Here is a 26,592-nt window from a genome sequence, read left to right as displayed (position 1 = left end):
TAAAGTTTTATTAAATATCTTAGATTTCTTAACCAATATTTAATTTAACAGTAGCTTGATGATGCTTTAAGCTTTCTTCACAGGAAAATTCTTTTCTATCCTTGAATTCTTCTCGCTTACCCTTATTCCATGCTTGAACAGGTCTATGGAATCCTACCACTCGTGTCCAAACCTCTGTTTCTTTTCCACAATGAGGACATTCAAAATGTTCCCCTGATATATATCCATGTTCTCCACAAATAGAGAAGGTTGGCGTAATAGTAATATAAGGAATACTGCTATTTTCCATAACTTTTTTCAATAAAGTTTTACATGTCTTTATACTATCAATTTCTTCTCCTAAGAAGCCATGTAATACTGTTCCGCCTGTATATAACGTCTGCAATCTTTCTTGTAGCTCGATTGCCTCAAAAATATCATTTGTATAACCTACAGGAAGCTGCGTAGAGTTTGTATAGTACGGTTCATCATTTCCCTGTGTGAAAATATTTGGATACATTTTTTTGTCTAATCTAGCAAATCTATAGCTTGCTCCTTCGGCAGGAGATGCTTCAAGATTCCATAAACTTCCTGTTTCTTCTTGGAATATTTGAATAACTCTATTCATAAATTCCATAATCTCAACAGCAAATTCATTTCCTTCTTCCGTTGTGATATCTACACCTAATAAATTTACACAGGCTTCATTCATACCATTTAAACCTATTGTTGAAAAATGATTTTTAAAGTACTCTCCTGTACTATCCTTAACCCCTTGAAGATAAAATCTCGAATAAGGATATAATCCTGCATCCATATACTTTTCCAAAACAACTCTTTTGCTTTCACATATTTCCTTTGCAATCTCCATTAACTCTCTTACTCTACGTTTAAATTCTTCCATCGAATTAGCAGTATATCCGATCCTTGCCATATTTAATGTAACTACATTAATAGAACCTGTCAATGGATTTGCACCAAACAAGCCTCCACCTCTTCTTCTAAGCTCACGATTATCTAGTCTTAGACGGCAACACATAGATCGAACATCCTCAGGTGATAGATCAGAGTTTAAGAAATTTGCAAAATAAGGCGTTCCAAACTTTCTTGTCATCTCCATAATAGCATTTACAGGCTCTGAATCCCAAGGAAAATCAGGAGTTATATTTACCGTTGGAATAGGGAAGCTAAACGCTCTTCCTGCACCATCACCTTCCATCATAACTTCACAAAAGGCCATATTAAATATATCCATTTCCTTTTGAAACTCTTTATAAGTTTTATCCATTCTTTTTCCACCAATGATTACTGGTTGATTTTTAAGAAGTGGATGAGGTGTAATATCTAACGTAACATTAGTAAAAGGTGTTTGAAAGCCTACTCTTGTAGGAACATTTAAGTTAAATACAAATCGTTGAATAGCCTTTTTTACTTGTTCATATTTAAGATTATCATAATAAATAAAAGGTGCTAAATATGTATCAAGACTAGATACAGCTTGTGCACCAGCTGACTCCCCTTGAAGTGTATAAAGTAGATTTACAAGCTGCCCAAGAGCTGACTCTAAATGCTTTGGCGGTTTTGACTCAATTTTTCCTTTTGCTCCTCTAAAGCCATATCTTAAAAAAGCTTCTAAATCCCATCCACAACAATAAGGAGCTAACAATCCCAAGTCGTGAATATGCAAATCTCCTCGGATATGTGCTTCTCTTAATTCTTTTCTATAAATTTTATTTAACCAATACTTTTTAGTAATGCTTTCTACAATATGATTGTTAAGTCCCTGAAGACTAAATCCCATATTAGCATTTTCATTAACTCGCCAATCCTCTAGATTTACATATTCCTCGATCATTCTTTCTGCATCCATAAATAAATTCTTAACTTCTCGAATCTCTTCGTGTCTCTTTCTATAAAGAATATATGCCTTTGCTGTTTTAGCATGCCCTTCCTCTATTAATACCTTTTCTACTATATCTTGAACATCTTCTACAGATGGTATACTCGCTCCATATGTTTCATTTATAATCTCAACCACCATCTTTGCAAGTTTTGTTGCCACCATTTCGTCTTTTCCACCTACAGATTTTGCCGCTGCAAAGATAGCCGCTTTAATTTTTACACTATCAAAATCGACAATCTCACCATTTCTCTTCTGAACCTTAGTAACTGACATGATACCCCTCCTATTGTGTTGCTTTCAAATGTATGTACTACATATTGTATATTATGCATCATTGTCCACACTTATGACAATAATCCTTTGGACTAATTATTACAAGTTTTGACCCCTTTTAACATATATTCTCTATGATACTCTTATGTTCTTAGTTTTATAAAAAAGTTAGTTTAAATGATATAGGGATCCAACTTCAACATAAAAAAAGAAATATATAAAAAAATGAATTTAGAAAGATAAGTAAATCACTTTTATAACAAAGTACAATTTAAAAAGTATAAAAGGATATGCTTTTGCATATCCTACTATTTTATAAATATATAAGGATCTTTACTCCATTTTTCTAGTAGCTCTCTCTGTGTCTCTTTTATATACCCCATCTCTATTGCCATAGGAAGAAGAACAGAATAGCTTGTCAACGTTTTATATGGGATCTTTGCTTCTCTAAAAATATCATCTACCTTTGGAAATCCATAAGTAAATATTGCTACAACCCCTAAAACCTCTGCTCCTATCTTTTGCAGTGCCTTTACTGCCTTCATAGAACTTCCTCCTGTTGACAGTAAATCCTCAATAACTACTACCTTTTGACCACTCTTTACAATCCCCTCTATTTGATTGCCTTTTCCATGCTCTTTTGCTGAACTTCTTACATAAGCCATAGGCAAATTCATTTTTTGTGATATCCATGCAGCATGAGGAATTCCAGCTGTAGCTGTTCCTACTATTACTTCTACTTCAGGATAATTTGCCTTAATGATTTTCTCGAATCCTTCTGCAATCAATTCTCTTACTTTAGGATAACTCATGGTCAACCGATTATCGCAATAAATAGGCGATTTGATTCCTGATGCCCAAGTAAATAAATCATCTGGACTTTTTATAGTTACTGCTTGAATTTCTAAAAGTTTTTTTGCAATTTCTTTACTCATATTCATTTTTATTCCTCCCTTGTTAGCCTCACTGGACTATTTTTAAAGGTTAATCTGATTTAGTTTATCACGAGATCCATCTACTGTCAATTTACTTTAGCGCGTCTTTAGAGTATTTATTACCTGCATTCCATAGCAAATATTCTTCTATCCCATTTTCTTTTAATGCTCTAATTTGATCCTCTACCTGCTTAGCTCCATACTTGATGTGTCCCCTTACCCAGCTAGCTGTAAAATCCTGTATCCACGGTCTTATAGTCGCAGGAGTTTCTATATTTTTATTTCTTACAATAGAGTCCTTTGCAGATTGATATACCGTCTCATAAGGATATGCATCTGGAATAGATAAATGATACGTTCCATTCGCATAATGACTTGGATATATCATAGGGGATACATAATCTGTTACATTGCTTATAGCTTCCCAATATTGACCTAATCCCATATCATCTGCAACAGATCCTACCAGTCCAAATATATCTGCACTCACATAAACTTCCTCTTTTGAAAGCTCCTTATAAGCCTGCTGTAAAAAACGCTGAATAGTTTGAGGCTTGCTATAGTCTTTACTATCATTTCTATAATCTAAAACTTTATCAAGCTTATTTCCATTTGATGCAGGGAAGCGAACATAGTCAAATTGTATTTCATTAAAACCCATTTTTGCAGCTTCCTTAGCTACTTCTATATCATATTTCCAAAGCTCTCTATCATGAGGAGATGCCCATCTTAGCTTATCTTTGCTTACAAATGTTTTTCCTGTTCTTTTATCGAGAATAGCCCTTTCAGGATGCTGTTTTGTATAAGTAGGATCTTTAAAGGTAACAATTCTTGCAATAGTATAAATACCATTGTCCTTTAAAATTTGCATTCTTTCTTGAAATTTTTCAACACTAATTCTTGCTCTTTCATTTGCTTCTGGAGAATATTTTGCTGCTGCTTCTGTTGGGAATAGCATAATCCCATCATCATCTTTTACATCTATAACAAACGCATTAATTTCTGTATCCTGTGCAAGCTTTAAAAGTCTTTCAAAGCCCTGCCCTATAAAGGAATGCTCTGTCATATAAACACCTTTGACCTTCACTCTAGGATTATTTTTATATTCATCTACCTTTTCCTGAGGTGAAAAATCTAATATTTTTAAAGACTCATCCAATAATTCTGTACGATTCTTTACTGTATAGTCGGATTTGATCCAACCTGTCTTTTTTCCATCTATTGTATCAAAAGAAACTTTATACCAAATGTCTCCATTTTCATTTGTTTGTTCTTCTATAACCTCAACGCCAGTACCCTTCATAAAGCTATTTACAATAGGCGAATCCTTTCTAGCCTCTTGTCTAACATTTAATTTGCTGGCACTGATATAAACAATATTTTCTTGTTCTTCTTTTTCTGCTTCTTTAGATGTAGTTTCTTCACTACCTTTATTCTCTTCATAAACCTCGTTAGCAGTCGTTCCATCTGCCTTTGAGGATGGTGCCTGGCATCCACTAAGCATAGTAATGCTTCCCATGGTTATGGCAATCACTGCTGCAACTAAAATTTTCTTTTTTTTACTCATTTAGACACCTCTCTTTTTTATTTTACTCTATTATACCATGATATGACAAAAAACTTATAGATTTCTTACTATGAAATTTTTACTATAAATGATTTATTCACATTTTTTATAGAAAATTCCAAAGTAAATATTCAAATATAGGATTTTTAAAGTACAGACAAATAGACAAAAATAAAAAAAGCGCTCCCATAAATAAAAGCACAAGCAAAATATATACAATATGGAAAGCTAGACAATAGAAATGTATATTATTTAAATAATCAGTTTTATGTAGCATACATAGATTAGTTGAAAAGAATTTCAGACTTGCATATAATGGAAAATATTTAATAAATATAGAAAAAGATTAAGAGCACTTAGCCATGTGCTTTCTCATAGGTAAAAATATAGTAAAAAGCGTCCCTACACCTTCATAGCTTTCTACCGTTATTCTTCCTTTATTTTTATTAATAATCTGCTTTACAATATTTAGACCATAGCCATGATCTTCTCCTGCTTTTGTAGAGAATCCTTTTTCAAATATTTTTTCATGCATATTTTCTGGTAATACAGGATAAGAATTTCCTATTAAAATAACACATTCTTCATCATGCTCAGCAATATCTATTATAAGAATTTTATCTTCTTCTTTACAATGCTCTAATTCATAAATAGCATTATCTATTAGATTAAAAAGTACAGTACAAAGCTCTAAAGAAGTAGTAATATCTAATTCTACCTTTATCCCCTTGCTTTCTGCAATAGTACACTTTCTCCCTAAAGTAGCAGCTATTTCAACATTCTCTATTTTAGAAATGGAGAAAACACCCTCAACCTTTTGAGAGATTTTAAAAATATAATCTAACGCTTTTTTGCTTTGCTCAAGCTGAAGCATTCCAGCAATCAAATTTAGATGATTAATAAAATCATGCTTTTGCCCCTGCAGTGCATCTATTACCTCTTTCGAGTTGTTTAATTTTATAATATTCTCTTTTTCCCTCTTTAAAAAATGTAAAATATAAAAAATACAAATGATTGCACTTATTCCAAGTATATTTATTAAAATTCCCATATAATATGGATATTTATAGCTTATAACTACATTATTCATCAAGCTTAGAATTGTACCATTAGTTAAAAACATCACCATAAAGCTTTGTAATAATATCAAACCTATCAATATATATGCTCGAACAGAAAGCTTCATATGAATCATCCTTATCATTTATTTTCATGAAAATGCTTAAAATCTATAATAGTAATCTTAAATACATAGCCTATTAAAAATCCAACAATCAAAAGAAAATCAGATAACAACATCCCTATCAGCGTTCCACCTGGTCTGCTCATTAATGTCGCTGGGTCAAATTGAAATAATTTCAAGAATGGAAATAAAAATACTCCTTCCCCCCAAAGCAACAGTAAAAAGCTTATCAGTCCAGAAATAATACTATCTAATATTCTTTGTTTTCCAATTAATACAAGCAATATCACATAACACATAAATATTATAAAAATATGTGTCCCAAAGGGAATATTATTCTTGATATAAAAAGCTCTAACTACATGTACTATTATTCCCTGTACAATAGCAATCAGCATTATTCTTCTTAACTTAAGACGTATTCCTATAAGACCTAAGCCTGCTCCAATCATAAAAAAACATTCGATACAATAACTTGCTAGTCTTTCTACTATATCCATATACTCTTCCTTTCTCTTTACCAGTTGCCAATGGCAATAGAGCATTGCTCTATTGCCATTAGTCCTTACATACCTTTTAACTGCTCAGGTAGTTCTGGTTGATAACCAAGAGTAGCACATGCTGATGCTGCATTTGTAATTGCAAAAAATGTAAGAACAGCAACTGATAATTGTAGTAATCTTCTCATCATTTGTATCCCCCCTTATTTTCCCAATATTTTATTTAATAAACAATCTGACTTATGCCAGAGTTTATATCCCACCTTTGTTATGGAAAAACACTGCCACAAAACTCCTAAGCTAGATGCTATGACCATACTGTGACCCCTTTTGAAAATAATATAATATCCTATATTCAAAAAACACCACACTACTAAAATAACTAGTGATCGTCTTTTTAATTTTTCCCTTTTTTCAAAAGTATTGATAGGCTTTTGTGGTGTATCTGCTGGAGCGTATTTATTTATGCTCCATAACCCAAATAAAAATACAAACACTAAAATTGACAATGTAATCTCCTTAGTAGGTACAATAACCTTTATTAATAGCCCTAAAGCATTGGATACAACCATTCCAAAAATTGCACAATTCCACATACTTTCACAATGAGCCCCTCCTGAAGAAGATCGCAATATTGATATGGTAATCATAATCACAAATACATATGAAAAGGTTCCCAACAACCACGCAGCAGCAAGTGCTAAAAAATACCCCAAAATCGCACTCATCATCAGATACAAAGAATATCTCAAAATCGCTTCTTGATTATCATCAATCCCCAAATAATTTTTATATACTTCTAAAATCCTTCCTATGCACTTTTCCATCCCTAAATTCCCCTTTATTTGACAATAGTAAAATAATACCATTTTTCATTAGTGCAACAGTATTTAATTTCTCCATAATCACAAATATTCCTCTAAAAATTTGTAATTTTTTTGATATATTTCCAAAATAAAAAACATACAGCCTCAGTAGACCATATGTTATAATTCAAATCCCTGCTCTTTAATCATCCTTATATCATCTATAATTTTATTTCCTACAGTAGTTAAATAATTTCCTACCAAAGCAGCATTTACACCTGCCTTAAATCCCATATGCTGCATTGCTCCTAGCGAAACTCTTCCTCCAGCATATCGAATAACTCCATCTGGTATAATCAATCTAAAAATAGCCATTGCTTTTAATATCTCTAGAGGAGAAAGCTTATCAACATTTTCTAAGGGTGTTCCTTTAATAGGGTTTAAAATATTGATCGGAACAGATTTAATCCCTAAATTCTTTATTTCAAAAGCCATCTTCACACGATCCTCTACAGCTTCTCCTAATCCTATAATACCACCACAACATAGCTTTAGTCCTGCTTTTTGCACATTATTTATTGTATTTATTCTATCTTCATAGGTATGAGTACTACAAATATTCTCATAAAAGCTACTGCTAGCTTCTACATTGTGATGATACATGTTTACCCCTGCGATTTTTAACCTTACCGCCTGTTCATATGATATTATTCCATGAGATGCACATATTTTCAAATTTGTATCTCTTGTAAGTCTTTCATAAATTTTGATAAGTTTATCAAAATCCCTTTGATCTATTCCTTTTCCACTTGTAACTAACGAAAACCTATTTACCCCCTCCCGCTCCATCTCTAAAGCTCTTTTTAGAATTTCATCATAATCTAATAAATCATAGACCTCTACGCCTGTTTGATAATGAATAGATTGAGCACAATATTTGCAATCCTCAGAACACATTCCGCTCTTTGCATTAATAATGCTACATAAATCTGCTTTATTTCCTACAAATTTCTCTCTAATCATATTTGCTGCATCAAATAAAGCTTTTATTGTCTCTTCATCTTTTTCATCAATTGCCATTAATTTTACCGCTTCTTCATAAGTAATTTCTCCACCAGCTAATATTCTTGTCTTTATTTCCGTTATAAAGGTTTTCATTTTATCTAGCTCCTAAAATTCTTTTTTTACTTTATAGATACATATCCTGCCCTACGAAGAGCTGGAACTACTTTTGTAGCAGTATAAGCAATGAGTATACTCCAACAAATATCTTGTATAACAAATGGGAAAAATCCAAATTTTAATGCTGTCATAAAAGTAATTGACTTTCCTGAATAAAAACGCATAATCATATACATATAAGGTACACCTATACTATAAACAGCTACCAATCCTCCAATAACTGGGAAAAATATATTTTTAAATTTTACTTCTTTTAATCTCTCAGTAAATTTACCTATTATATACGCACAAAGTATAAATCCAATCAAATAACCAAAGCTAGGCTTGTAAATATATTTCAGCCCTCCCCCTCCTGTAAAGATCGGAACTCCACAAAGTCCAATAAATACATATAACAACTGCGAATACATGCCTAATCTAGCCCCTAAAAACACTCCAGAAAAAGCACAGAACAAATACTGTAATGTAATAGGAACAATAGGTGTTGGAATTTTTATAAAAGCACCAATAGCCATAAGTGCTGCAAACATTGCAACCAATATCATATCTCTAGTCTTAATTTTCATAAAGCACCTCTCCCTTTATACAATGTTACTTTTATCATATATGAGGGTATTTCTTTTGTCAACCATGCTCAATGTTTAAGTTTACCTTTGCAAAAAAAAATTACAGTCTATTTCTATAAAAACAGACTGTAAACATTTGAGATTAGTAAGCTTTCACTTGTGTCCATATTCTATCATACTCTGTTGTAAATTCTCCTAAATCTATAAATACCTCTCCCTTTTCAAAGAAATTTCCCTTTGGATAGATAATTTCATTTTCTCTTATTTCTTTTGGAAGCAGCTTCATAGCCTCTTTATTAGGAGTTGCATACATTACAAATTGTGCACATTTTGCAGCTACCTCTGGACGCATCAAATAATTTATAAAAAGCTCTGCTTCTTTTTTATGCTTGCTTGTAATTGGAACAGCCATCGTATCAAACCAAAGATTTGTTCCCTCCTTTGGAAGAACATATTTAAGATTTGGATTTTCTTCCATTAACACCATAGCATCTCCTAAAAAGCACATGGATATTGCTGCTTCTCCAGAAGCCATCATATCTTTATAAGCATCTGAATCATAAGCTTTTACCAAAGGCTTTTGTTTTATCAATTCTTCCTTTGCTTTTTCTAACTCATCTATATTTTTTGTATTCATAGAATATCCTAGTCTTTTTAAAGCTACACCTAGATTATCCCTCACACTGTCAAACATAACAATATTACCTTTGTATTTTTTATCCCATAAAGCATTCCAGCTATCGATATCCTCTTTGATTTTTGTAGTATCATACAATATGCCAATAGTTCCCCAAAGATAAGGAACAGAATATTTATGCTCTTTATCATAAGGAAGATTTTTAAATTCTTCTCTAATGTTTTTGAAATTTGGTAAATTATTATAATCCAACTCTTGTAATAAACCTTCCTTAATCATTGCCTCTACCATATAATCTGATGGAAAAATCACATCATAATCTGTTCCACCAGCTTGTACCTTTGCAAGCATTTCTTCATTTCCTGCATAAGTTTCATAATTCACTTCTATACCATATTCTTTCTCAAAATCCTTTAATACTTGTGGGTCTATATACTCTCCCCAATTGTATACATTGATCTTACTATAATATCCTTGTTCATTGACTTTTTCTCCACATCCAGTAAATAAAACAAAAACCATACAAAATACAACAAGCCATAAAGTTTTTTTCAATCCAACCATCCTTTCCTTTAGTTCGTTTTTTCTCTTTTTTGTAATAAAAGCAATAACCCTAAAACCCCTATAAAAAGAAGGGTAGATAAAGCATTTATTTTAGGAGTAACCCCCGTTTTAGTCATAGAATATACCTTAATAGACAAAGTATTTACACCTGACCCAGTCGTAAAAAAGCTTACCATAAAATCATCTAATGACAATGTAAATGCAAGCAATGCACCCGTAATAACTCCCGGCATAATTTCAGGAAGTATTACCTTGAAAAATGCCTGCATAGGTGTTGCTCCCAAGTCTAAGGCTGCCTCTTCAAGATAAGGATTTAACTGCCTTAGCTTTGGTAACACTGCTAAAATCACATAAGGTATATTAAAGGTTATATGTGCAAGAAGCAGTGTAATAAACCCTAACCTTATCTTTAATGCTACAAACAAAGCAAGCAAGGATATACCAATCACAATATCTGGATTCATTACAGGCAAATAAGTTACATTCATAAAAATGCTTCTCCATCTTGGTGACATTTTATGTATAGCAATAGCACTAATCGTTCCTATAATCGTTGAAATGATTGCTGCAAGTATTGCTATTGCAAATGTATTATAAAGAGCCTGAGCAACAGTCTGATCAGAAAATAAAGCTTTGTACCATCTAAGTGTAAACCCATTCCATTTGCCTCGATATTTTGAATCATTGAAAGAATAGATTATTAACAGGAATATGGGAAGATATAAAAATAAATATACTAAAAAAGCATAAAGCCTTTTTATTATTCTTTTTACCATAATCCTCCCCCTTCCTCATCTTGATATTTGTTACTTATAGCCATACCAATTAAAATCAATACCATCATAATCATAGAAATAGCTGAACCAAACTGCCAATTTCTTGCAAATAAAAACTGATTTTGTATTAAGTTTCCAAGAAGAATAGTCTGTCCTCCTCCTAACAAGTCAGATATAACAAAAGTACTTACAGCAGGCATAAATACCATAATTAGTCCTGATACTACTCCCGGTATACTTAAAGGGAAAATCACCTTCATAAAAACCTCCCTAGATGTAGCCCCTAAATCCTGCGCTGCCTCTATTAAACTATCATCAATTTTAACAAGTACAGAATATATCGGCAACACCATAAAGGGAAGAAAGTTGTATACCATGCCAAGCACTACTGCTCCAGCATTATATAAAAATCCTAAAGGTTTATCTATCACACCTAGTCCTATTAAAAACTGATTAATAATCCCTTGATCCCTCAACAAAACCATCCATGCATATGTTCTGAGCAAAAAGTTTGTCCAAAGTGGAACAACAAATAACATAATCAGTACATTCCTTCTCTTTAAAGAGCTTCTGGCAATAATCATAGCCATAGGATAGGAAATCAATAAACAAATCATCGTACTAATAGCTGCAAGAATAATCGATCTCCACAATACATTTAAGTAAATAGGCTCCATGAAGCTTCTATAGTTATCTAAAGTAAATTCATAAACAATCCTGCCATAAGGAGAACGCTTACAAAAGCTATATACCATGATAATAATAATAGGTGCAATACTAAATATTAATGACCATAATGCATAGGGAATAGAAAGATATTTCTTCTTCATTCCTACACCGCCTTTTTCATGATATGTATAGCATCTGGTATAATTTTAAGACCCACATATTCTTCTATATTTGGCATATGTATACTATGAATCATCCATTGAAATCCACTTTCATCTTGAACCTCTATTTCATAATGAACTCCTTTAAATATAACAGAGGTAACTTTTCCTTTGATCATTCCTTCATCAGCCTTTACAATTTCTATATCCTCAGGTCTTACCAAAACATCCACAGCTTCATTTTTTGTAAATCCCTTATCTACGCAAGGCAGTATTTTATCCTCTACCTTCACACAAAAATCTTTTAGCATAAAACCACCTAGTATATTTCCTTCTCCAATAAAATCTGCCACAAATTGATTGACAGGCTCATCATAAATATCTTGCGGCTTTCCAATCTGCTGGATATATCCTTCACTCATAACAACTACACGATCAGACATAGTCAAGGCTTCCTCCTGATCATGCGTTACATAAATAAAAGTGATTCCTACTCTTTGCTGAATTTTCTTTAATTCTATTTGCATCTCTTTTCTGAGCTTTAAATCTAAAGCCCCAAGAGGCTCGTCCAAAAGAAGCACCTTTGGTTCATTCACAAGGGCTCTTGCTATTGCAATTCTTTGCTGTTGTCCACCGCTCAAAGAATCTATCCTACGGTTTTCAAAGCCTTCTAAATTCACTAGCTTTAACATTGCTTTTACTTTTTGTTCTATTAAGGATTTTTCTATCTTTTTTATCTTCAAGCCAAAAGCTATATTTTCAAAAACATTTAAATGTGGAAAAAGGGCATACTTTTGAAATACTGTATTTATTTGTCTTTTAAATGGAGGAATTTCATTGATTTTTTTTCCTTCAAAATAAACATCTCCAGCCGTTGCATGTTCAAAGCCTCCAATAATTCTAAGTGTAGTAGTCTTTCCGCATCCACTCGGCCCTAAAAGGGTGACAAATTCTTTTGGTTTTATGCACAAGTTTATACCACATAAAACCTCTTTATCTTCAAATGTCTTAAAAACATCGTTTAATTCAATAATATACGATTCCATATTCATAGCCCTCCTTACTTTATAATAACATTAATTGTATCATTTTTCCTATTCTCAAAGAAAAAAATATTTAGTATTTGTAACCTTAAAGTTTATTAAAACTAAAACCAGTTTATTATATTTTTTTTGGAGCAATTTGTCAATAAGCTTAGCTTATATTCTATATACAAGCATGAATTTTTACGATATATAAAAAATAAGCACCTAGATTTAACCTAAGTGCTTATAATATCATTTATATAAAAACAGTCCTCTATTTTTATAACAAAATACTTTTTCTTATTTAAAGCAGTCTTTTTTCTATCTCATATCCTATAGCATATCCTATAGCTCCACCAACAATATATCCTACCACAAAATTTGAAAACATAGTGAAAAAAAATCCAACCAATCCCCCTATCAAAAGCAAATTCGTCTTTATATTTTTCTTGAACAGCTCAAGCACCCCTCCATCCCCCCATAAGCTCATTTCATCCAATACTTATTCTATTCCTCCGTTTTATACGATATTCAATATATTCTACATTTTCATACTATTTCCTTCACTTTAATTATGCTATATCTTGAATTTAGCGATCTCTTCTTGAAGCTCTTGAGCTAACCGTGCTAATCCTTCACTCGCATCAGCAACTTCATTCATAGAAGCAGTCTGTTGCTGTGCTGCTGCAGCTCCTTCCTCTGTGCTTGCTGCATTTTGCTGAGCAATAGCCGATAGATTTTGAATAATGTCTAATAGCTCTTGTTTCTTCTTCTCCATATTCTTTCCAGAACTATTCAAATCTTTAATGGTCTCTTCAGAAGATTGAATAGTCTTTGTAATTTCTCCATATTTACTTTCTGTATTTTTTACGCTTTCTGTTTGAATATCCATAAATTCCAAAACCTTCTTAACTGTCTCTACTGAAATATTAGAATTACTTTGTAATTTATTCACTGCTTCATCAATCAAGGTTGTAGAATATGCAGATTGTTCAGATAATTTTTTGATTTCATCAGCAACTACCGCAAAGCCTCTTCCATGTTCTCCTGCCCTTGCAGCCTCAATAGCCGCATTTAGTGCTAATAAACTTGTCTGTTCTGCTATAGATGCAATAACTTGACTAGCTTGTCCAATATCTTCTGCACTTGCATTAGTTTTTAAAATATTGTCATAGACTTCTTTTATTGCATTGCTGCTTTCATCTGTATTTTTATCTAAATCCTCTATTATTTTCAACCCTTCCTCAACTAACTGATTTACTTTTTCAGATTCTTTATTAAGCTTTTTCAAATAATTTTGATTTTTTTCAATAAGATGACCTAGCTCAAGCACATTATTTGCACCATTTTCTGTATCTTTTGCTTGATCTGTAGCACCTTTAGCTATTTCTTCCACAGTTTTAGCAATTTCTTCTGATGCTTTCATAGATTGCTCAGATGTAGCCGCCAATTCCTCTGATGATGCAGCTACTTGCTGAGAGGATTCAAGCATATTGCCTATAAGATTTCTAAAATTTTTCGTCATTTCATCAAATGCTTTTCCTAATTGTCCTATTTCATCTTTCTTTTCTAAAAATTTTTCTGGTACATCCTTTGTAAAATCACCTGATGCCATTTGTTTTGCATACTCTGTAGCTAAAATAATAGGTACTGCGATCTGTCTTCCTATTAAAGTAGCTGCTCCTATAGATAAAATTAAAAGCACAAAAGTTATAATCCATATAGCTCTTTTCACAGTATTTAAATCATATAATGCTTCAGAAACATATGAAGTAACAGCAACAGCCCAAGTAGTCCCTTCTATAGGGGCATAACCCATAATTTTATCTTTCCCTTGAAAATAATATCTTCCAGTCCCTGATGCTCTCTCAATCATTTTTTCTGTCAATACAGCTAATGCTTTGTATTTTTCATCACTTTTCACCATTTCTAACAGATTATACCTTTCTTTTACTAAAGCTCTATCTTTATGTCCTATAATAGTACCTTCGTGATCTATTACATAAGCATAACCACTTTTTCCAATAGTAATATCCTCGATCAGCTTGCTCAAATTATTTCCATCTCTAATAGCAACCAATACCCCTATTATTTTTCCATCATGTTTTATAGGTGTAGCAACAGCTAAAATCAAAGCTCCATCTGCTTTTCTCACAATCAAATCAGACATTAATGTTTCACCCTTTAAAGCATTTTTAAAATATTCCTGATCACTTAAATCATAAACTTTTCCATTTGTATCCACTGCTTTACCACTTGGATCTACAATCTCCATCATCAAATAACCACTTCTTTTTACTTCTTCTCTTAATGCTTTCAGTTTATCTTCTAATGGAGCATTTGGATTAGCAATGCTTGTTTTACTAGCTATTACTTCTAGCTTTTCTAATTGAATATCCACCCTTGCTTTGATCACTTTAGAAGCTTCCTTTGCAATCCTTTCTAAATTACGTTCAACACTGTTTGTTAATGTTCCTGATGCTTTCACATAGGAAATAGTCCCTAAAATACCACACACAAGCAATAATACGATAGAAAAAAACACAATTATTTTTGTTTGAATACTTTTCATTTTACTCCCCCCTTAACCCCTTTATTAATTAAATAAATATTATACTGATTCAATAAAACATCTAACTCCTGACTAATTCTTATGATTTCTGGATCCAAAAGATTGTCCTTTCGTTCAATAAGGTTTTGCATATCTTTTCTTAGGTATATTATTTTTTCTTCTATACTCTTACGCATATTTATACCCCCTTTTTTCTTTCGTAATAATCTATTCCAAATTTATCCCCATTTCATATTTTTTATCTAGTCATCAAATTATATTGCAAAATTTATTCCAAATCTAAAGCTTAATAATAAATTTCATAAAAAAAAATAATAGAATTCATAGCTACTATGACTTTCTATTATTTTACTTTTATTTCTATATTTTTCTATAATTTTCTACATTTTTTGCTATTTCTTTATTTTGATATTTTTTTATCAAATTATATCAATCTGTATCGCATTGTATTAACTTGTATCACTTTTTTTATTTGTTCAAAACATTATGCAACACTTTGAAACAATATAAAGCATTTATATATCCTTTTCAATCTTATATTTTTTCATTTTTCGGTAAAGGGTACTGCGAGAAATACCCATTTCCCTAGCAATCTTACTGATATTTCCTTTATATTGTTTAAAAAGCCTCAATATCTCATTGCACAATTGTTCTTCTTGCAGCTTTCTTTCCCTTTCTATAATTTCCTTAATGCTTATTGGCTGTTCTAATGCATCAGCTGTTTCCTCCATATCGTCATCATTAGCTTTGATAATATTTTCTGGCAGATGCTCTACTGTTACATAATTATCCCGTACAATATGCACAATTCTTTCTACAACATTTTGTAATTCGCGAACATTCCCATACCAGTTATATTTTGTTAAATACTTTATCACCTGTGAATCCATATTTTTTAAAATTTTATCTCCATGCTTAGCTGTTTTTTTTATAAAATATTCAAATAGTAAAGGAATATCTTCACGACGTTCTCTTAGTGAAGGAATTTTAATAGCAATAACATTTAACCTATAATATAAGTCCTCACGAAAGCTACCTTGCTTTATGGCATCAAATAAATTTTTATTTGTAGCACAAATAATACGTACATCTATAGGAAGCTCTTGTTCCCCTCCTATACGCATAATCTTTTTTTCTTGGATAACTCTTAGTAATGCTACTTGCTGTTCAAGTGGCATATCTCCTATTTCATCTAAAAAGATAGTCCCTCCTGAAGCCAATTCAAATTTTCCAGGTTTTCCTCCCTTTTTTGCTCCTGTAAAAGCACCTTCTGTATAACCGAATAATTCGCTACCAATTAAATCTCTCGGAATAGCACCACAATTTACAGCTATAAAAGGACCGCTACAACGTTTGCTATGGTTGTGAATAGCTTGAGCAAACAATTCCTTCCCCGTACCACTCTCTCCTTGTATCAATATGTTTCCATCTCCCAAAGAAGCCCTACGTGCTATCTCCACTGTCTGTACCATTTTTTTATTCTTTGTAATAATATCAGAAAAAGTAAACCTAGCCTGTGCACCACTCAAGCGGTTTACAAGCCTATGAACCTCTTCAATAGGTCTAAAGATAATTACCCCTCTTCTAACATCATCTTCAAAATTATCTATAGGATCTCCAGATATAAAAAACTGTAAATCCTTATTTTTCGTTGGTATAATCAATTCAACACCATAAAAAGACTTTTTTTCTTTTAGCATTTTACAAATATCATTATTATTTCCTTTTAAAATCGTATTTTTAAAATATTCTTTTATCTCTTTTATATAAGGTTTCCATTTTTTCTCAAGAACCCCGTTTAAATTTTTAAAATTTCCTAGTTCATCAACAACAGCTACTCCTTCATGCATATTCATCAAAATACTTCTCATATAGCTATTGATCAATGTCAGTTCTTTATTTGCTTTATTTAGTTCATATGTCCGTTTTTCAATCTCCATTTCTAATTCTTCTTGAAGCTTTTCTAATGCTTCCTGAGTTTTTTTTCTTTCAGTAATATCTCTTCCTACCCCTTGATATGCTACAGCTTCTCCTGATTCATTATAAAACATACATCCTGTCCATTCTACCCAAGCTAATGTACCATCTTTTTTGATTGCCCTTGCTTCTACATTTATAAAAGGGTCATCAATAGTTGCTTGATTAATAGCTTCTGCTATTTTCTGATAATCCTTCTCATAAATATGAAAAAAATTCTTGTTTCCTATCAAATCCTCCCTATTTACTCCAAAATAATCACAATATGCATCGTTCACAAAAACATATTCATGCTCTGTTGTCATACGGATAATTAATTCTGTCTGAGTATTTAATATATCATCATATTGCTGCTCTTTTATTTTTAATTTTTCTTTTATTTGGATAAATTCTGTTACTTCACAAGCTACAACCATTATTATTTCTTTCTCTTTTACTTTTGAAGCTTTCATACATGCATCTAACCAAATCTCTTGCCCACTCTTTTTATATGCTTTGATAGTATGAAATTCTCCATCCTTTCGATATTCTTTAAGAATATCTTTAAAATCCTTATCCACAATTTCTTCAAAGCTTCTATGCCTCAATTCGTCCTTTGAATAGCCAAGACTTGCTTCAAAAGATGTACTCACATAAACAAACTGATTTTTATATAAAATAAAAAATATCATCTTTTGCTCTATCATATTAAGTATTTCTGACTGCATAAGCCTCTGATCTATATTTATTTCTTCGATATGCTCTCTACCCTTCACTACTGTATCCCCCTTATGCTTTTACTCAATGAAAGAAAGTCTATAAGCTTTGTTTTCTGTTATTTCCTAGCATACTTTTCGGAGGCTTTGGTCCAAAAAACTGATAATAGTCTACTTTAATTCTTCCATTGTATAATTTTCTTTTTTTACTTGCTGATTTTCCATATAGCTTCTCAAATTCTTCATCAGAAGTAAGAATATATTTAGACCAGGTATCAAATCTAGCAAATACTTTTCCCATTCTCTCATAAAGTCTTTGTACTTCTTTTTTCTCTCCTAGTCTTTCTCCATAAGGAGGGTTGCATATAATATATCCATATTGAGCATCAGATCTTATTTTTCCCATATCTTGCAATAAAAAGGTAATACTATCATCTACTCCTGCTTCATAAGCATTATCTTTTGCAATCTCTAGAGCTTTTTCATCTATATCAGAAGCCAAAATATTAATATCTACATCTTGTCTAATCGCCTTTAATGCTTCTACTCTTGCACTTTTCCATTCTTCTTTAGTAATTCTTTCCCACCCTTCTGAAATGAATGACCTCTGAAGCCCAGGTGCAATGTTTTTTCCAATCATTGCTGCCTCTATAGGAATCGTACCAGATCCACAAAATGGATCAATTAGTACGCGATCTTCTCTCCATCTGCTGATTAAAACCATAGCTGCTGCTAATGTCTCTTTAAGAGGTGCTTGATTTGCTTTTGCACGATATCCCCTTTTATGCAATCCTGCACCACTTGTATCAATAGTCAATGTAACTGTATCCTTTAGCAGTGCTACCTCTACTGGAAACTCTGCTCCATCTTCTTTGAACCATTCTATTCCATAAGTTTCTTTTAGCCTTTCAACGATAGCTTTCTTTACTATAGCCTGACAATCAGATACACTATAAAGCTGTGATTTAATAGACTTTCCTGTAACAGGAAATCTTCCATTCTCAGGAATCCATTCTTCCCAAGGCAAAGCCTTTGTCTGCTGGAATAACTCCTCAAAGGTTACTGCTTTAAACTCCCCCATCTTAAGAAGAACTCTATCTGCTGTTCTAAGCCATAAATTTGCTCTAGGAATAGCTGCCTCATTGGCGATAAAAGTAACCTTTCCATTTTCAACAGTCATTTTTTCATATCCTAATTTTTTTACTTCAAGCTTTACCATTTCTTCTAATCCAAAGGTAGCTGTTGCAATCAATTCAATCTTTGCCATATTATCTCTCTCCTACATTCATCTTTCAATTTTTAATTGCTTTTATTATAGCATAAACATAGCTTTTTATTCTTGTTTCTATACTTTTGTTGTATTGATTGAATAAAGGGTAGTGGCTATAATAAAGTAAGAGATGATGCTAATAATTGACGAAAAATAGACGAGACCACTTCATCATTGTAGATGAAGCTGAAATTTTAGATAGGAGTAAGTTCATGGAAAGAGTAAACAAAATCATTAAAAATAAAAAATATATATATTACTTAAACAAAAATGCAGCAGCTGAAAAAGATCGGATTTTTTGCCATCACGACCTTCAACACGCTTTAGATGTAGCAAGAATTGCTTATATATTATCTTTAGAAGAAAAGCTTTCTATAAAAAAAGATATAATCTATGCAGCTGCTCTTCTTCATGATATCGGAAGGTGGAAAGAATATTTAGAAGGTATTGACCATGCCTTTGCAGGTGCAAAACTAGCAAAAGAGCTATTAGAAAGCAGTGGTTTTGATCATATTGAACAAGCTCTCATACAAGAAGCCATTAAAAACCATCGAAGATATGATTCAAAAAATCATCCTTTAGATAAAATAATTTATAAAGGCGATAAGCTATCTCGTCCTTGTATTAAATGTCGTGCAGTAGACCAGTGCAAAAGGTTTGATGTAGGAAAAACACCTAAGCTTTACTATTAAATATCATAAGAAAGGAGTTTTTTACTTGATACTGATGATTGATAATTACGATTCCTTCACCTATAATCTTGTACAATATTTAGAATGCTTAAATGAAAAAGTTATTGTATATAGAAATGATGCTATTTCCTTAGAGAAAATAGAAAGCTTAGATCCAGCAATGATTGTTCTATCTCCAGGTCCTTGTACGCCAAACGAAGCAGGTATCTGTAAAAATGTCGTAGCAACCTTTAAAGGAAAAATTCCTATCTTAGGAATATGTTTAGGCCATCAGACTATCGGACAAGTATTTGGCGCAAAAATCATCAAAGCAAAAGAACCTGTTCACGGAAAAGTTCATCCTATAAAGCATATTAATAAAGGCGTATTTAAAAACCTTCCAAATCCTTTAAAAGTAACAAGATACCATTCCCTTGTCATAGAAAGAGAAAGTATTCCAGACTGCTTTGAGATTACTGCTTTGACTTGTGATGGAGAAATTATGGGAATCAAGCATAAAAATTATCTTATAGAAGGGGTTCAATTTCATCCTGAAGCAATTCTAACAGAAAAAGGAATGGAAATTTTAGAAAACTTCTTAATAGAAGCCAAAAAAAGTAGGTGTTGTAATGCTTATTAAAAAAATAAATACTTCATATGACAGCTTTGAATTATATACGCTTTTTAAAGACAAGCAATACAGCTTCTTTTTAGATAGCGGCATGGATCATGAGAAATTGGGGAAATATTCTTTTATCGGTTTTGATCCTTTTTTAATATTTCAAAGTAAAAATACAAAAATCACTATTACAAAAAAACATAATACAAAAACTTATACAGGAAATCCGTTTGAAAAGCTTAAAGAGCTTTTTTCCTTATATAAAATGGATTATCAAACCGAGCTTCCTTTTTTAGGTGGTGCTGTAGGGTACTTCAGCTACGATTTGTGCCATCACATAGAAAAGCTTCCTAGAACTGCTGTAGATGATGTAAATATCCCAGACTGTTTTTTATGTTTTTATGATGGCATCATTATTATCAACCATCAAACCGATGAAGTATCTATTGCTGCTTTAGGGATAAAGGATAATGCAGAAAAAATAATATCAGATATTGAAAATATTATCAAAAGCAAAGCTTTGCCCAAAATAGAAAGCTCTAAAGAAAAAAAGGCTTTATCATTACAATCTAATTTTAAAAAAGAAGATTACCTAAAAGCTATACATAAAATCAAAGATTATATTCAGTCAGGAGACATCTATCAAGCAAATTTAACTCAAAGATTTTCATGCAGTATTTATGAACATCCTATTTCCATATATAAACGTCTTCGAGAGATCAATCCTGCACCATTTGCAAGTTTTTTAGATTATGGTGATTTTCATATTGTGTCTAGTTCTCCTGAAAGATTTATAAAAATAAAAGGAAATATCATCGAAACAAGACCTATCAAAGGAACTATCCCAAGAGGAAAAAGCCTTATAGAAGATACAAAAAACAAAGAAACACTTTTATCTAGCGAAAAAGACAAAGCTGAGCTTTTAATGATCGTAGACCTAGAAAGAAATGATTTGAGCAAAATTTCAAAAACAAATTCGGTAAAGGTAACAGAGTTATTTCATTTAGAAGCTTATCCAACCGTTTATCACCTCGTTTCTACTATAATAGGAGAAATAAAGGATGAGTATGACATAATAGACTGTATTAAATCAGCTTTTCCGGGTGGTTCTATTACAGGAGCCCCTAAAATACGAGCTATGCAAATCATTGATGAGCTAGAGCCTACTCAAAGAAATATCTATACAGGCTCCATTGGTTATATTGGCTTTAATGGAGATATAGATTTAAACATAGTCATAAGAACTATGCTTTGTAAAAATAATACAGCTTACTTTCAAGCAGGAGGCGGCATTGTTTGGGATTCTGATGCAAATTTAGAATACGAAGAAACACTTCACAAAGCAAAAGCACTAATAAAAGCTTTAGAAGGATAAGGGAGGGAATCTATGTATATTTCATTCAATGGCAAATTATTAAAGGCTCAAGAAGCTTTACTCCCTTTCGATGAAGGATTTCAGTATGGTTATGGACTCTTTGAAACATTAAAGGTTCATAATGGAAAAATTTACTTTATAGATGAACATATTAACCGTCTCGAAAATGGTTGCAAGGAATTAAACATTAAGCTACACTATGATTTAAAGCTTATAAAAGCATATACATATCAACTCATTCATTTTAATAACTTATTATTTGGAGTAGTAAAAATTATTTATGCAAAAAATAAAACTGGATATGATTTATTGATTACTACTCGAGAAAATACGTACAGTAAAGAAAGCTATAAAAAAGGATTTATGGTTTCCTTTGCAGCTGCAAAGAAAAATCCATACTCTAAACTAACTTATATAAAATCAAACAACTATTTAGAAAACATATTAGCGAAGAAAGAAGCTCTAAAAAATGGCTATGACGAAGCTATATTTCTAAATACTGATGAATTTTTAAGTGAAGGCAGCTGTACAAATATATTTTTTGTAAAAGATAAAATTATCTATACGCCTTCTATCCAATGTGGTATTTTGCCTGGAATCATGAGAAAGCAAATCATTAAATTGATTTATGCGCTTGATTTACAATTAAAAATTGGTACATTTACAAAAGAAGCTTTATATAATGCAGATGAAATTTTTCTAACAAATTCTTTAATGGATTTAATGCCCGTAGCTCAATTAGAAGATAAAACCTTTGATTTAGATAAATGCACTACAACCCATTTATTGATGGAAAATTTTCATCATTTCTATTATGATACTTTATAAGACTATTATATTTTATCCATAAAAATATAAGAAAAGAGGAATTAAAATGGACAAGCCAAAAATAGAAAAAGCCATAAAAGATATATTAGAAGCCATCGGCGAGAACCCAGATCGAGAAGGCTTAAAAGATACACCTAAAAGGATTGCAAATATGTATGAAGAAATTTTTTCAGGACTTAAAGAAGATCCAAAAAAACATTTAGAAATATTTTTCCAAGAAGAAAAGCATGAAGAATTCGTTTTAGTAAAGGACATTCCTTTTTATTCTGTATGTGAACACCACTTAGTTCCATTCTTTGGAAAAGCTCATGTTGGATATCTTCCTAAGAATGGTAAACTTACAGGACTTAGCAAGCTTGCAAGAGTTGTAGAAACTATTTCAAAAAGGCCTCAGCTTCAAGAAAGACTCACTACCTCTATTGCAGATGCACTAGTAGAAAAGCTAGAACCTTACGGTGTCATCGTAGTAGTTGAAGCAGAACATATGTGCATGACAATGAGAGGTGTCAAAAAACCTGGCTCTAAAACTATTACCTCTGCTGTAAGAGGATTGTTCCAAAAGGATGCAAAAGCTAGAGCAGAAGCCATGGCACTCATTAAATTTTAAGGTTTTTAGGGGGGGAAAATAATGTACTATGATTTTTCAAGGAAAGTTGATATAAAAGCTAAAGAATATACATTAAATTTAGGAAGTAGAACCTATATAATGGGAATTTTAAACGTAACACCAGATTCCTTTTCTGATGGTGGAAAGTTTATAGATATAGAAAAGGCAGTACATCATGCAAAGGAAATGATCAAAGAGGGGGCAGATATTATTGACATCGGTGGAGAATCTACAAGACCAGGACATACTGAAGTATCTGCTGAAGAAGAAATAACTAGAGTACTTCCTGTTGTCAAAAGGCTCATAAAAGAAATCAATGCTCCTATATCAGTAGATACTACCAAAGCAGCTGTAGCTGAAAAAGTATTAGAGATGGGTGCTCATATGATCAATGACGTTTGGGGGCTTCAAAAGGATCCACAAATGGCAAAGGTCGTATCAAAATATCAGGTTCCTATTGTGATTATGCATAATCAAATAGGTACAGAATATGATGGAGATATTATGGAAAATATAAAAGTATTCCTTAAAAAATCTATTGATATTGCCCTTGATGCAGGTATAAAAAAAGAAAATATTATTCTAGATCCAGGAATAGGCTTTGGAAAAACTCCAGAGCAAAATATCCATGTCATGTCAAGACTGCATGAATTAAATGATCTTGGCTACCCTATTCTTTTAGGCACCTCTAGAAAATCCATGATTGGAAAAATACTAGACCTGCCAGCAAATGAAAGGGTAGAAGGAACTATCGCAACATCTGTCATAGGCATTATGCACGGAATGGATATTTTGAGAGTTCATGATGTAAAAGAGAATATTAGAGCAGTAAAGGTTGCTGATGCTATTGTTAGAGGTAATACGCCATGGATAAAATAATAATGAAAAATTTAAGCTTTTACGGCTATCACGGTGCAATGCATGAAGAAAATATACTTGGTCAAAAATTCTTTATAGATATAGAATTATACGTGGAACTGAAAAAAGCAGGCATGACAGATAATGTAAAGGATACAGTTCACTACGGAGAAGCCTATTCACTTATAAGAGATATTGTAACAAATAAAAAATTTCACCTCATTGAAGCATTAGCAGAAAATATTGCAGGTGAAATTCTCAAAGCTTTCCCATTAGTACAAGAAATCAACGTTATCATCAAAAAACCTGAAGCACCTGTACCGGGCATATTTGACTATTTTGGTGTAGAGATAAGGAGAAAGCGAAATGAATAGAGCATATCTTGGAATCGGCAGCAATATGGGAAATAAAAAAGAAAATATAAAAAAATCCGTACAATTGTTAAAAGAACACCCAGATATTAAAGTTTTAAATATATCATCTTTCTATGAAACAGCACCCGTAGGCTATACAGATCAAGATTGGTTTTTAAATATAGTCCTTGAAATTGTTACTAATTTAGATCCATATAAACTATTATCCTACTGTCAGCATATTGAAAAAATATTGAAAAGAAAAAGAATTATCAGATGGGGTCCGAGAACAATAGATGTAGATCTATTGCTTTATGAAGGTTTTTCATCTAATGATGAAAATTTAATCATACCTCATCCTAGAATGCATGAAAGAGCCTTTGTTATGATCCCTCTTTATGAAATCAATAAAGATCTCACTATTAATCACACAAAAATCAAAGACATTGTAAATAAACTCAAAGAAGAAGAAGTTAGGAAGGTTGAATATGAATAAAAAAGTTTTAACTGGCGAAGCAATCACTATTTCTATTGGCAATTTAAAAATTGGGACAGATAATCCTCCTATTTTCATTGCAGGACCATGTTCTGTAGAATCAAGAGAGCAAATACTAGAAACAGCCCTAAGACTAAAGGAAGTAGGTATCCATATCCTAAGAGGAGGAGTTTTTAAGCCTAGAACAAGTCCTTATGATTTTCAGGGACTTGAAATAGAGGGATTAAAATATTTAAGAGAAGCAGGAGATGCAGCAGGTCTTCCCATCATTACAGAGCTTATGGATGAAAAAAATATGAATATAGTTTTAGAATATGCTGATATTATTCAAATCGGTTCTAGAAATATGTATAATTACTCTCTGCTAAAAGCTTTAGGAAATATCCAAAAGCCTATTCTTCTAAAAAGAGGCATGAGTGCTACCATCAAAGAATGGGTCATGGCAGCAGAATATATTGCAGCATATGGTAATAAAAATATTATTCTCTGTGAACGAGGTATCCGAACCTTTGAAAACTATACAAGAAACACATTAGATTTAGCTGCTGTTCCAATAATGAAAAAAGAAACAGGACTGCCTGTAATCGTTGACCCAAGTCATGGAACAGGTATAAGAGAACTAATAAATCCAATGTCAAAAGCAGCCCTTGCTTGTGGTGCTGATGGACTAATGATTGAAGTGCATCCAAACCCAGAAAAAGCATTAAGTGATGGACATCAATCATTGACTATTGAACAATATCAAAAGTTATTTGAAGAAATCCATTAGGGACAGATCATCTGTCCCTATATTAATAAACATCCAACCCATGTAACCTCATCTTTTTTAAATTCTATATTGATTCCTACTTTGCTGCATGTTTCAATCACATCTACACCTACTGCTTCTAAAGAAGGTCTAGCCCTTTTAGTGTCTACACAGCTTTCCTTTCCAAGCTTAGCAGCACATATTTCACAAAGTCTACAGTGACCTCCTATGAAAGCAAAAGCTTTATCATATCCCAATTCTTTTCCATACTGTTCTATATCCAGCATTATTTCATGCAGTACATCTGCTGATTTATAAAAAGAATTATAATCTAAAGGATCGTCTATCTTATCCTTTACCAAAATTAAAAACCCCTTCGTATACATTTTCAAGCTATCAGCAAAGTCTTCTAAAGCTCCTACATAAGGAGGACACATGAAGTTGTTATGATACTGACCGCATTTATTTTTCATACATATATCTCTTACTTTTTTTGATACAAGCAATACTTCTACAAGTATCTCCTTTACTAAATATATGTCTTGACTATTTATATAATCTTTTAGCTTTCTTAATCTATCCACTAATAATCATCTCCCTATTATCATATCTATTTTATATTCTACCATTCATCACAATAATCTATAAAATTAATTTTATCTCTCCTATCATCATGCTTTTTCCTTATATTTCATAAAATTTATGTTAAAATAATAATCCGATAAAGTATTTTACATACGTTTCACTACTTATAACTCAAAAGGAGCGTGACCTTCAATGACTCAATGACTAAAAAA

At 32.0% G+C, this 26,592-nt stretch carries 28 protein-coding genes; 9 read left to right on the top strand and 19 right to left on the bottom strand.

Features of this window, described 5'->3' with window-relative positions; genetic code table 11:
• Positions 1–28: 28 nt before the first annotated feature.
• From KVH43_RS05745 to KVH43_RS05660, 18 genes are all read right to left on the bottom strand, one after another.
• Entirely contained in the window at positions 29–2,155 is a 2,127-nt protein-coding gene (locus KVH43_RS05745; protein WP_218283886.1) for a ribonucleoside triphosphate reductase, read from the bottom strand.
• A gap of 308 nt (positions 2,156–2,463) precedes the next feature.
• A complete protein-coding gene (pyrE, locus tag KVH43_RS05740; protein ID WP_276572123.1) occupies positions 2,464–3,096 on the bottom strand; it encodes an orotate phosphoribosyltransferase in 633 nt (210 codons plus the stop codon).
• An 85-nt stretch (positions 3,097–3,181) separates the two neighbouring features.
• The gene (locus KVH43_RS05735; RefSeq protein ID WP_218283885.1) at positions 3,182–4,657 is read right to left on the bottom strand and encodes a putative glycoside hydrolase; all 1,476 of its coding nucleotides are present in this window, start codon (positions 4,655–4,657) and stop codon (positions 3,182–3,184) included.
• 346 nt (positions 4,658–5,003) lie between these two features.
• Positions 5,004–5,843: a sensor histidine kinase gene (locus KVH43_RS05730; protein WP_218283884.1), complete on the bottom strand. Its 840-nt coding sequence runs from the start codon at positions 5,841–5,843 to the stop codon at positions 5,004–5,006.
• Positions 5,844–5,857: 14 nt separating this feature from the next.
• On the bottom strand, positions 5,858–6,340 hold the full coding sequence (locus KVH43_RS05725; RefSeq protein ID WP_218283883.1) for a hypothetical protein: 483 nt from the start codon (positions 6,338–6,340) through the stop codon (positions 5,858–5,860).
• A 65-nt stretch (positions 6,341–6,405) separates the two neighbouring features.
• Positions 6,406–6,531 carry a cyclic lactone autoinducer peptide gene (locus KVH43_RS05720; RefSeq protein WP_218283882.1) on the bottom strand — a complete coding sequence of 42 codons (126 nt, stop codon included), beginning with the start codon at positions 6,529–6,531 and terminating at the stop codon, positions 6,406–6,408.
• Between the two features lie 12 nt (positions 6,532–6,543).
• The gene (locus KVH43_RS05715) at positions 6,544–7,167 is read right to left on the bottom strand and encodes an accessory gene regulator ArgB-like protein (RefSeq protein WP_218283881.1); all 624 of its coding nucleotides are present in this window, start codon (positions 7,165–7,167) and stop codon (positions 6,544–6,546) included.
• A 159-nt stretch (positions 7,168–7,326) separates the two neighbouring features.
• Positions 7,327–8,304 carry a biotin synthase BioB gene (gene bioB / locus KVH43_RS05710; protein WP_218283880.1) on the bottom strand — a complete coding sequence of 326 codons (978 nt, stop codon included), beginning with the start codon at positions 8,302–8,304 and terminating at the stop codon, positions 7,327–7,329.
• A gap of 26 nt (positions 8,305–8,330) precedes the next feature.
• The gene (locus tag KVH43_RS05705; RefSeq protein WP_218283879.1) at positions 8,331–8,894 is read right to left on the bottom strand and encodes a biotin transporter BioY; all 564 of its coding nucleotides are present in this window, start codon (positions 8,892–8,894) and stop codon (positions 8,331–8,333) included.
• Positions 8,895–9,036: 142 nt separating this feature from the next.
• On the bottom strand, positions 9,037–10,095 hold the full coding sequence (locus KVH43_RS05700) for an ABC transporter substrate-binding protein (RefSeq protein ID WP_218283878.1): 1,059 nt from the start codon (positions 10,093–10,095) through the stop codon (positions 9,037–9,039).
• Between the two features lie 8 nt (positions 10,096–10,103).
• Positions 10,104–10,871 carry an ABC transporter permease gene (locus KVH43_RS05695; RefSeq protein WP_218283877.1) on the bottom strand — a complete coding sequence of 256 codons (768 nt, stop codon included), beginning with the start codon at positions 10,869–10,871 and terminating at the stop codon, positions 10,104–10,106.
• Positions 10,865–11,701 (bottom strand): ABC transporter permease, encoded by an 837-nt coding sequence (locus tag KVH43_RS05690; RefSeq protein ID WP_218283876.1) that lies wholly within the window; start codon positions 11,699–11,701, stop codon positions 10,865–10,867. Before KVH43_RS05690 ends, KVH43_RS05695 begins: the two co-directional genes overlap by 7 nt.
• 2 nt (positions 11,702–11,703) lie before the next feature.
• Complete coding sequence (gene potA, locus KVH43_RS05685; protein WP_218283875.1) at positions 11,704–12,747, bottom strand: spermidine/putrescine ABC transporter ATP-binding protein; 1,044 nt, start codon at positions 12,745–12,747, stop codon at positions 11,704–11,706.
• Positions 12,748–13,030: 283 nt separating this feature from the next.
• A complete protein-coding gene (locus tag KVH43_RS05680) occupies positions 13,031–13,192 on the bottom strand; it encodes a hypothetical protein (RefSeq protein WP_218283874.1) in 162 nt (53 codons plus the stop codon).
• A 111-nt stretch (positions 13,193–13,303) separates the two neighbouring features.
• The gene (locus tag KVH43_RS05675) at positions 13,304–15,298 is read right to left on the bottom strand and encodes a methyl-accepting chemotaxis protein (RefSeq protein ID WP_218283873.1); all 1,995 of its coding nucleotides are present in this window, start codon (positions 15,296–15,298) and stop codon (positions 13,304–13,306) included.
• On the bottom strand, positions 15,295–15,474 hold the full coding sequence (locus tag KVH43_RS05670) for an aspartyl-phosphate phosphatase Spo0E family protein (protein ID WP_218283872.1): 180 nt from the start codon (positions 15,472–15,474) through the stop codon (positions 15,295–15,297). The genes KVH43_RS05675 and KVH43_RS05670 overlap by 4 nt, the downstream gene beginning before the upstream one ends.
• A gap of 339 nt (positions 15,475–15,813) precedes the next feature.
• Positions 15,814–18,030 carry a sigma 54-interacting transcriptional regulator gene (locus KVH43_RS05665; RefSeq protein ID WP_218283871.1) on the bottom strand — a complete coding sequence of 739 codons (2,217 nt, stop codon included), beginning with the start codon at positions 18,028–18,030 and terminating at the stop codon, positions 15,814–15,816.
• 40 nt (positions 18,031–18,070) lie between these two features.
• Complete coding sequence (locus tag KVH43_RS05660) at positions 18,071–19,237, bottom strand: THUMP domain-containing class I SAM-dependent RNA methyltransferase (RefSeq protein ID WP_218283870.1); 1,167 nt, start codon at positions 19,235–19,237, stop codon at positions 18,071–18,073.
• Positions 19,238–19,452: 215 nt separating this feature from the next.
• Here KVH43_RS05660 and KVH43_RS05655 point away from each other — a divergent pair, with 215 nt between their 5' ends.
• The 9 genes from KVH43_RS05655 to aroF are packed head-to-tail and all read left to right on the top strand — an operon-like array spanning position 19,453 to position 25,816.
• The gene (locus tag KVH43_RS05655) at positions 19,453–19,932 is read left to right on the top strand and encodes an HD domain-containing protein (protein ID WP_218283869.1); all 480 of its coding nucleotides are present in this window, start codon (positions 19,453–19,455) and stop codon (positions 19,930–19,932) included.
• Positions 19,933–19,957: 25 nt separating this feature from the next.
• On the top strand, positions 19,958–20,551 hold the full coding sequence (locus tag KVH43_RS05650) for an anthranilate synthase component II (RefSeq protein WP_218283868.1): 594 nt from the start codon (positions 19,958–19,960) through the stop codon (positions 20,549–20,551).
• A complete protein-coding gene (gene pabB / locus KVH43_RS05645) occupies positions 20,541–21,905 on the top strand; it encodes an aminodeoxychorismate synthase component I (protein WP_218283867.1) in 1,365 nt (454 codons plus the stop codon). The genes KVH43_RS05650 and pabB overlap by 11 nt, the downstream gene beginning before the upstream one ends.
• Before the next feature lie 12 nt (positions 21,906–21,917).
• A complete protein-coding gene (locus tag KVH43_RS05640; protein ID WP_218283866.1) occupies positions 21,918–22,733 on the top strand; it encodes an aminotransferase class IV in 816 nt (271 codons plus the stop codon).
• A 46-nt stretch (positions 22,734–22,779) separates the two neighbouring features.
• Positions 22,780–23,340, top strand: coding sequence for a GTP cyclohydrolase I FolE (gene folE / locus KVH43_RS05635; RefSeq protein WP_218283865.1), 561 nt, complete (start codon positions 22,780–22,782; stop codon positions 23,338–23,340).
• A gap of 21 nt (positions 23,341–23,361) precedes the next feature.
• Complete coding sequence (gene folP / locus KVH43_RS05630) at positions 23,362–24,219, top strand: dihydropteroate synthase (RefSeq protein WP_218283864.1); 858 nt, start codon at positions 23,362–23,364, stop codon at positions 24,217–24,219.
• Complete coding sequence (gene folB, locus KVH43_RS05625) at positions 24,207–24,572, top strand: dihydroneopterin aldolase (RefSeq protein ID WP_218283863.1); 366 nt, start codon at positions 24,207–24,209, stop codon at positions 24,570–24,572. Before folP ends, folB begins: the two co-directional genes overlap by 13 nt.
• A complete protein-coding gene (gene folK / locus KVH43_RS05620) occupies positions 24,565–25,047 on the top strand; it encodes a 2-amino-4-hydroxy-6-hydroxymethyldihydropteridine diphosphokinase (RefSeq protein WP_218283862.1) in 483 nt (160 codons plus the stop codon). Before folB ends, folK begins: the two co-directional genes overlap by 8 nt.
• Complete coding sequence (aroF, locus tag KVH43_RS05615) at positions 25,040–25,816, top strand: 3-deoxy-7-phosphoheptulonate synthase (RefSeq protein ID WP_218283861.1); 777 nt, start codon at positions 25,040–25,042, stop codon at positions 25,814–25,816. The genes folK and aroF overlap by 8 nt, the downstream gene beginning before the upstream one ends.
• 17 nt (positions 25,817–25,833) lie before the next feature.
• Here aroF and KVH43_RS05610 read toward each other — a convergent pair whose 3' ends face one another.
• Complete coding sequence (locus KVH43_RS05610; RefSeq protein WP_218283860.1) at positions 25,834–26,379, bottom strand: DUF2284 domain-containing protein; 546 nt, start codon at positions 26,377–26,379, stop codon at positions 25,834–25,836.
• Positions 26,380–26,592: the final 213 nt, after the last annotated feature.

It is taken from the genome of Crassaminicella indica (assembly GCF_019203185.1).
In the GTDB taxonomy this organism is placed as follows: Bacteria; Bacillota; Clostridia; order Peptostreptococcales; family Thermotaleaceae; genus Crassaminicella; species Crassaminicella indica.
Note: the sequence above shows the minus strand (reverse complement) of the source record. Positions and strands in the feature narration are given on the sequence as shown.

What these genes read in the sequence shown, in the direction of transcription:
- KVH43_RS05745 (WP_218283886.1), bottom strand. Translation starts at nt 2,155, where the DNA reads ATGTCAGTTACTAAGGTTCAGAAGAGAAATGGTGAGATTGTCGATTTT.
- pyrE (WP_276572123.1), bottom strand. Translation starts at nt 3,096, where the DNA reads ATGAATATGAGTAAAGAAATTGCAAAAAAACTTTTAGAAATTCAAGCA.
- KVH43_RS05735 (WP_218283885.1), bottom strand. Translation starts at nt 4,657, where the DNA reads ATGAGTAAAAAAAAGAAAATTTTAGTTGCAGCAGTGATTGCCATAACC.
- KVH43_RS05730 (WP_218283884.1), bottom strand. Translation starts at nt 5,843, where the DNA reads ATGAAGCTTTCTGTTCGAGCATATATATTGATAGGTTTGATATTATTA.
- KVH43_RS05725 (WP_218283883.1), bottom strand. Translation starts at nt 6,340, where the DNA reads ATGGATATAGTAGAAAGACTAGCAAGTTATTGTATCGAATGTTTTTTT.
- KVH43_RS05720 (WP_218283882.1), bottom strand. Translation starts at nt 6,531, where the DNA reads ATGATGAGAAGATTACTACAATTATCAGTTGCTGTTCTTACATTTTTT.
- KVH43_RS05715 (WP_218283881.1), bottom strand. Translation starts at nt 7,167, where the DNA reads ATGGAAAAGTGCATAGGAAGGATTTTAGAAGTATATAAAAATTATTTG.
- bioB (WP_218283880.1), bottom strand. Translation starts at nt 8,304, where the DNA reads ATGAAAACCTTTATAACGGAAATAAAGACAAGAATATTAGCTGGTGGA.
- KVH43_RS05705 (WP_218283879.1), bottom strand. Translation starts at nt 8,894, where the DNA reads ATGAAAATTAAGACTAGAGATATGATATTGGTTGCAATGTTTGCAGCA.
- KVH43_RS05700 (WP_218283878.1), bottom strand. Translation starts at nt 10,095, where the DNA reads ATGGTTGGATTGAAAAAAACTTTATGGCTTGTTGTATTTTGTATGGTT.
- KVH43_RS05695 (WP_218283877.1), bottom strand. Translation starts at nt 10,871, where the DNA reads ATGGTAAAAAGAATAATAAAAAGGCTTTATGCTTTTTTAGTATATTTA.
- KVH43_RS05690 (WP_218283876.1), bottom strand. Translation starts at nt 11,701, where the DNA reads ATGAAGAAGAAATATCTTTCTATTCCCTATGCATTATGGTCATTAATA.
- potA (WP_218283875.1), bottom strand. Translation starts at nt 12,747, where the DNA reads ATGGAATCGTATATTATTGAATTAAACGATGTTTTTAAGACATTTGAA.
- KVH43_RS05675 (WP_218283873.1), bottom strand. Translation starts at nt 15,298, where the DNA reads ATGAAAAGTATTCAAACAAAAATAATTGTGTTTTTTTCTATCGTATTA.
- KVH43_RS05670 (WP_218283872.1), bottom strand. Translation starts at nt 15,474, where the DNA reads ATGCGTAAGAGTATAGAAGAAAAAATAATATACCTAAGAAAAGATATG.
- KVH43_RS05660 (WP_218283870.1), bottom strand. Translation starts at nt 19,237, where the DNA reads ATGGCAAAGATTGAATTGATTGCAACAGCTACCTTTGGATTAGAAGAA.
- KVH43_RS05655 (WP_218283869.1), top strand. Translation starts at nt 19,453, where the DNA reads ATGGAAAGAGTAAACAAAATCATTAAAAATAAAAAATATATATATTAC.
- pabB (WP_218283867.1), top strand. Translation starts at nt 20,541, where the DNA reads ATGCTTATTAAAAAAATAAATACTTCATATGACAGCTTTGAATTATAT.
- KVH43_RS05640 (WP_218283866.1), top strand. Translation starts at nt 21,918, where the DNA reads ATGTATATTTCATTCAATGGCAAATTATTAAAGGCTCAAGAAGCTTTA.
- folE (WP_218283865.1), top strand. Translation starts at nt 22,780, where the DNA reads ATGGACAAGCCAAAAATAGAAAAAGCCATAAAAGATATATTAGAAGCC.
- folP (WP_218283864.1), top strand. Translation starts at nt 23,362, where the DNA reads ATGTACTATGATTTTTCAAGGAAAGTTGATATAAAAGCTAAAGAATAT.
- folB (WP_218283863.1), top strand. Translation starts at nt 24,207, where the DNA reads ATGGATAAAATAATAATGAAAAATTTAAGCTTTTACGGCTATCACGGT.
- folK (WP_218283862.1), top strand. Translation starts at nt 24,565, where the DNA reads ATGAATAGAGCATATCTTGGAATCGGCAGCAATATGGGAAATAAAAAA.
- aroF (WP_218283861.1), top strand. Translation starts at nt 25,040, where the DNA reads ATGAATAAAAAAGTTTTAACTGGCGAAGCAATCACTATTTCTATTGGC.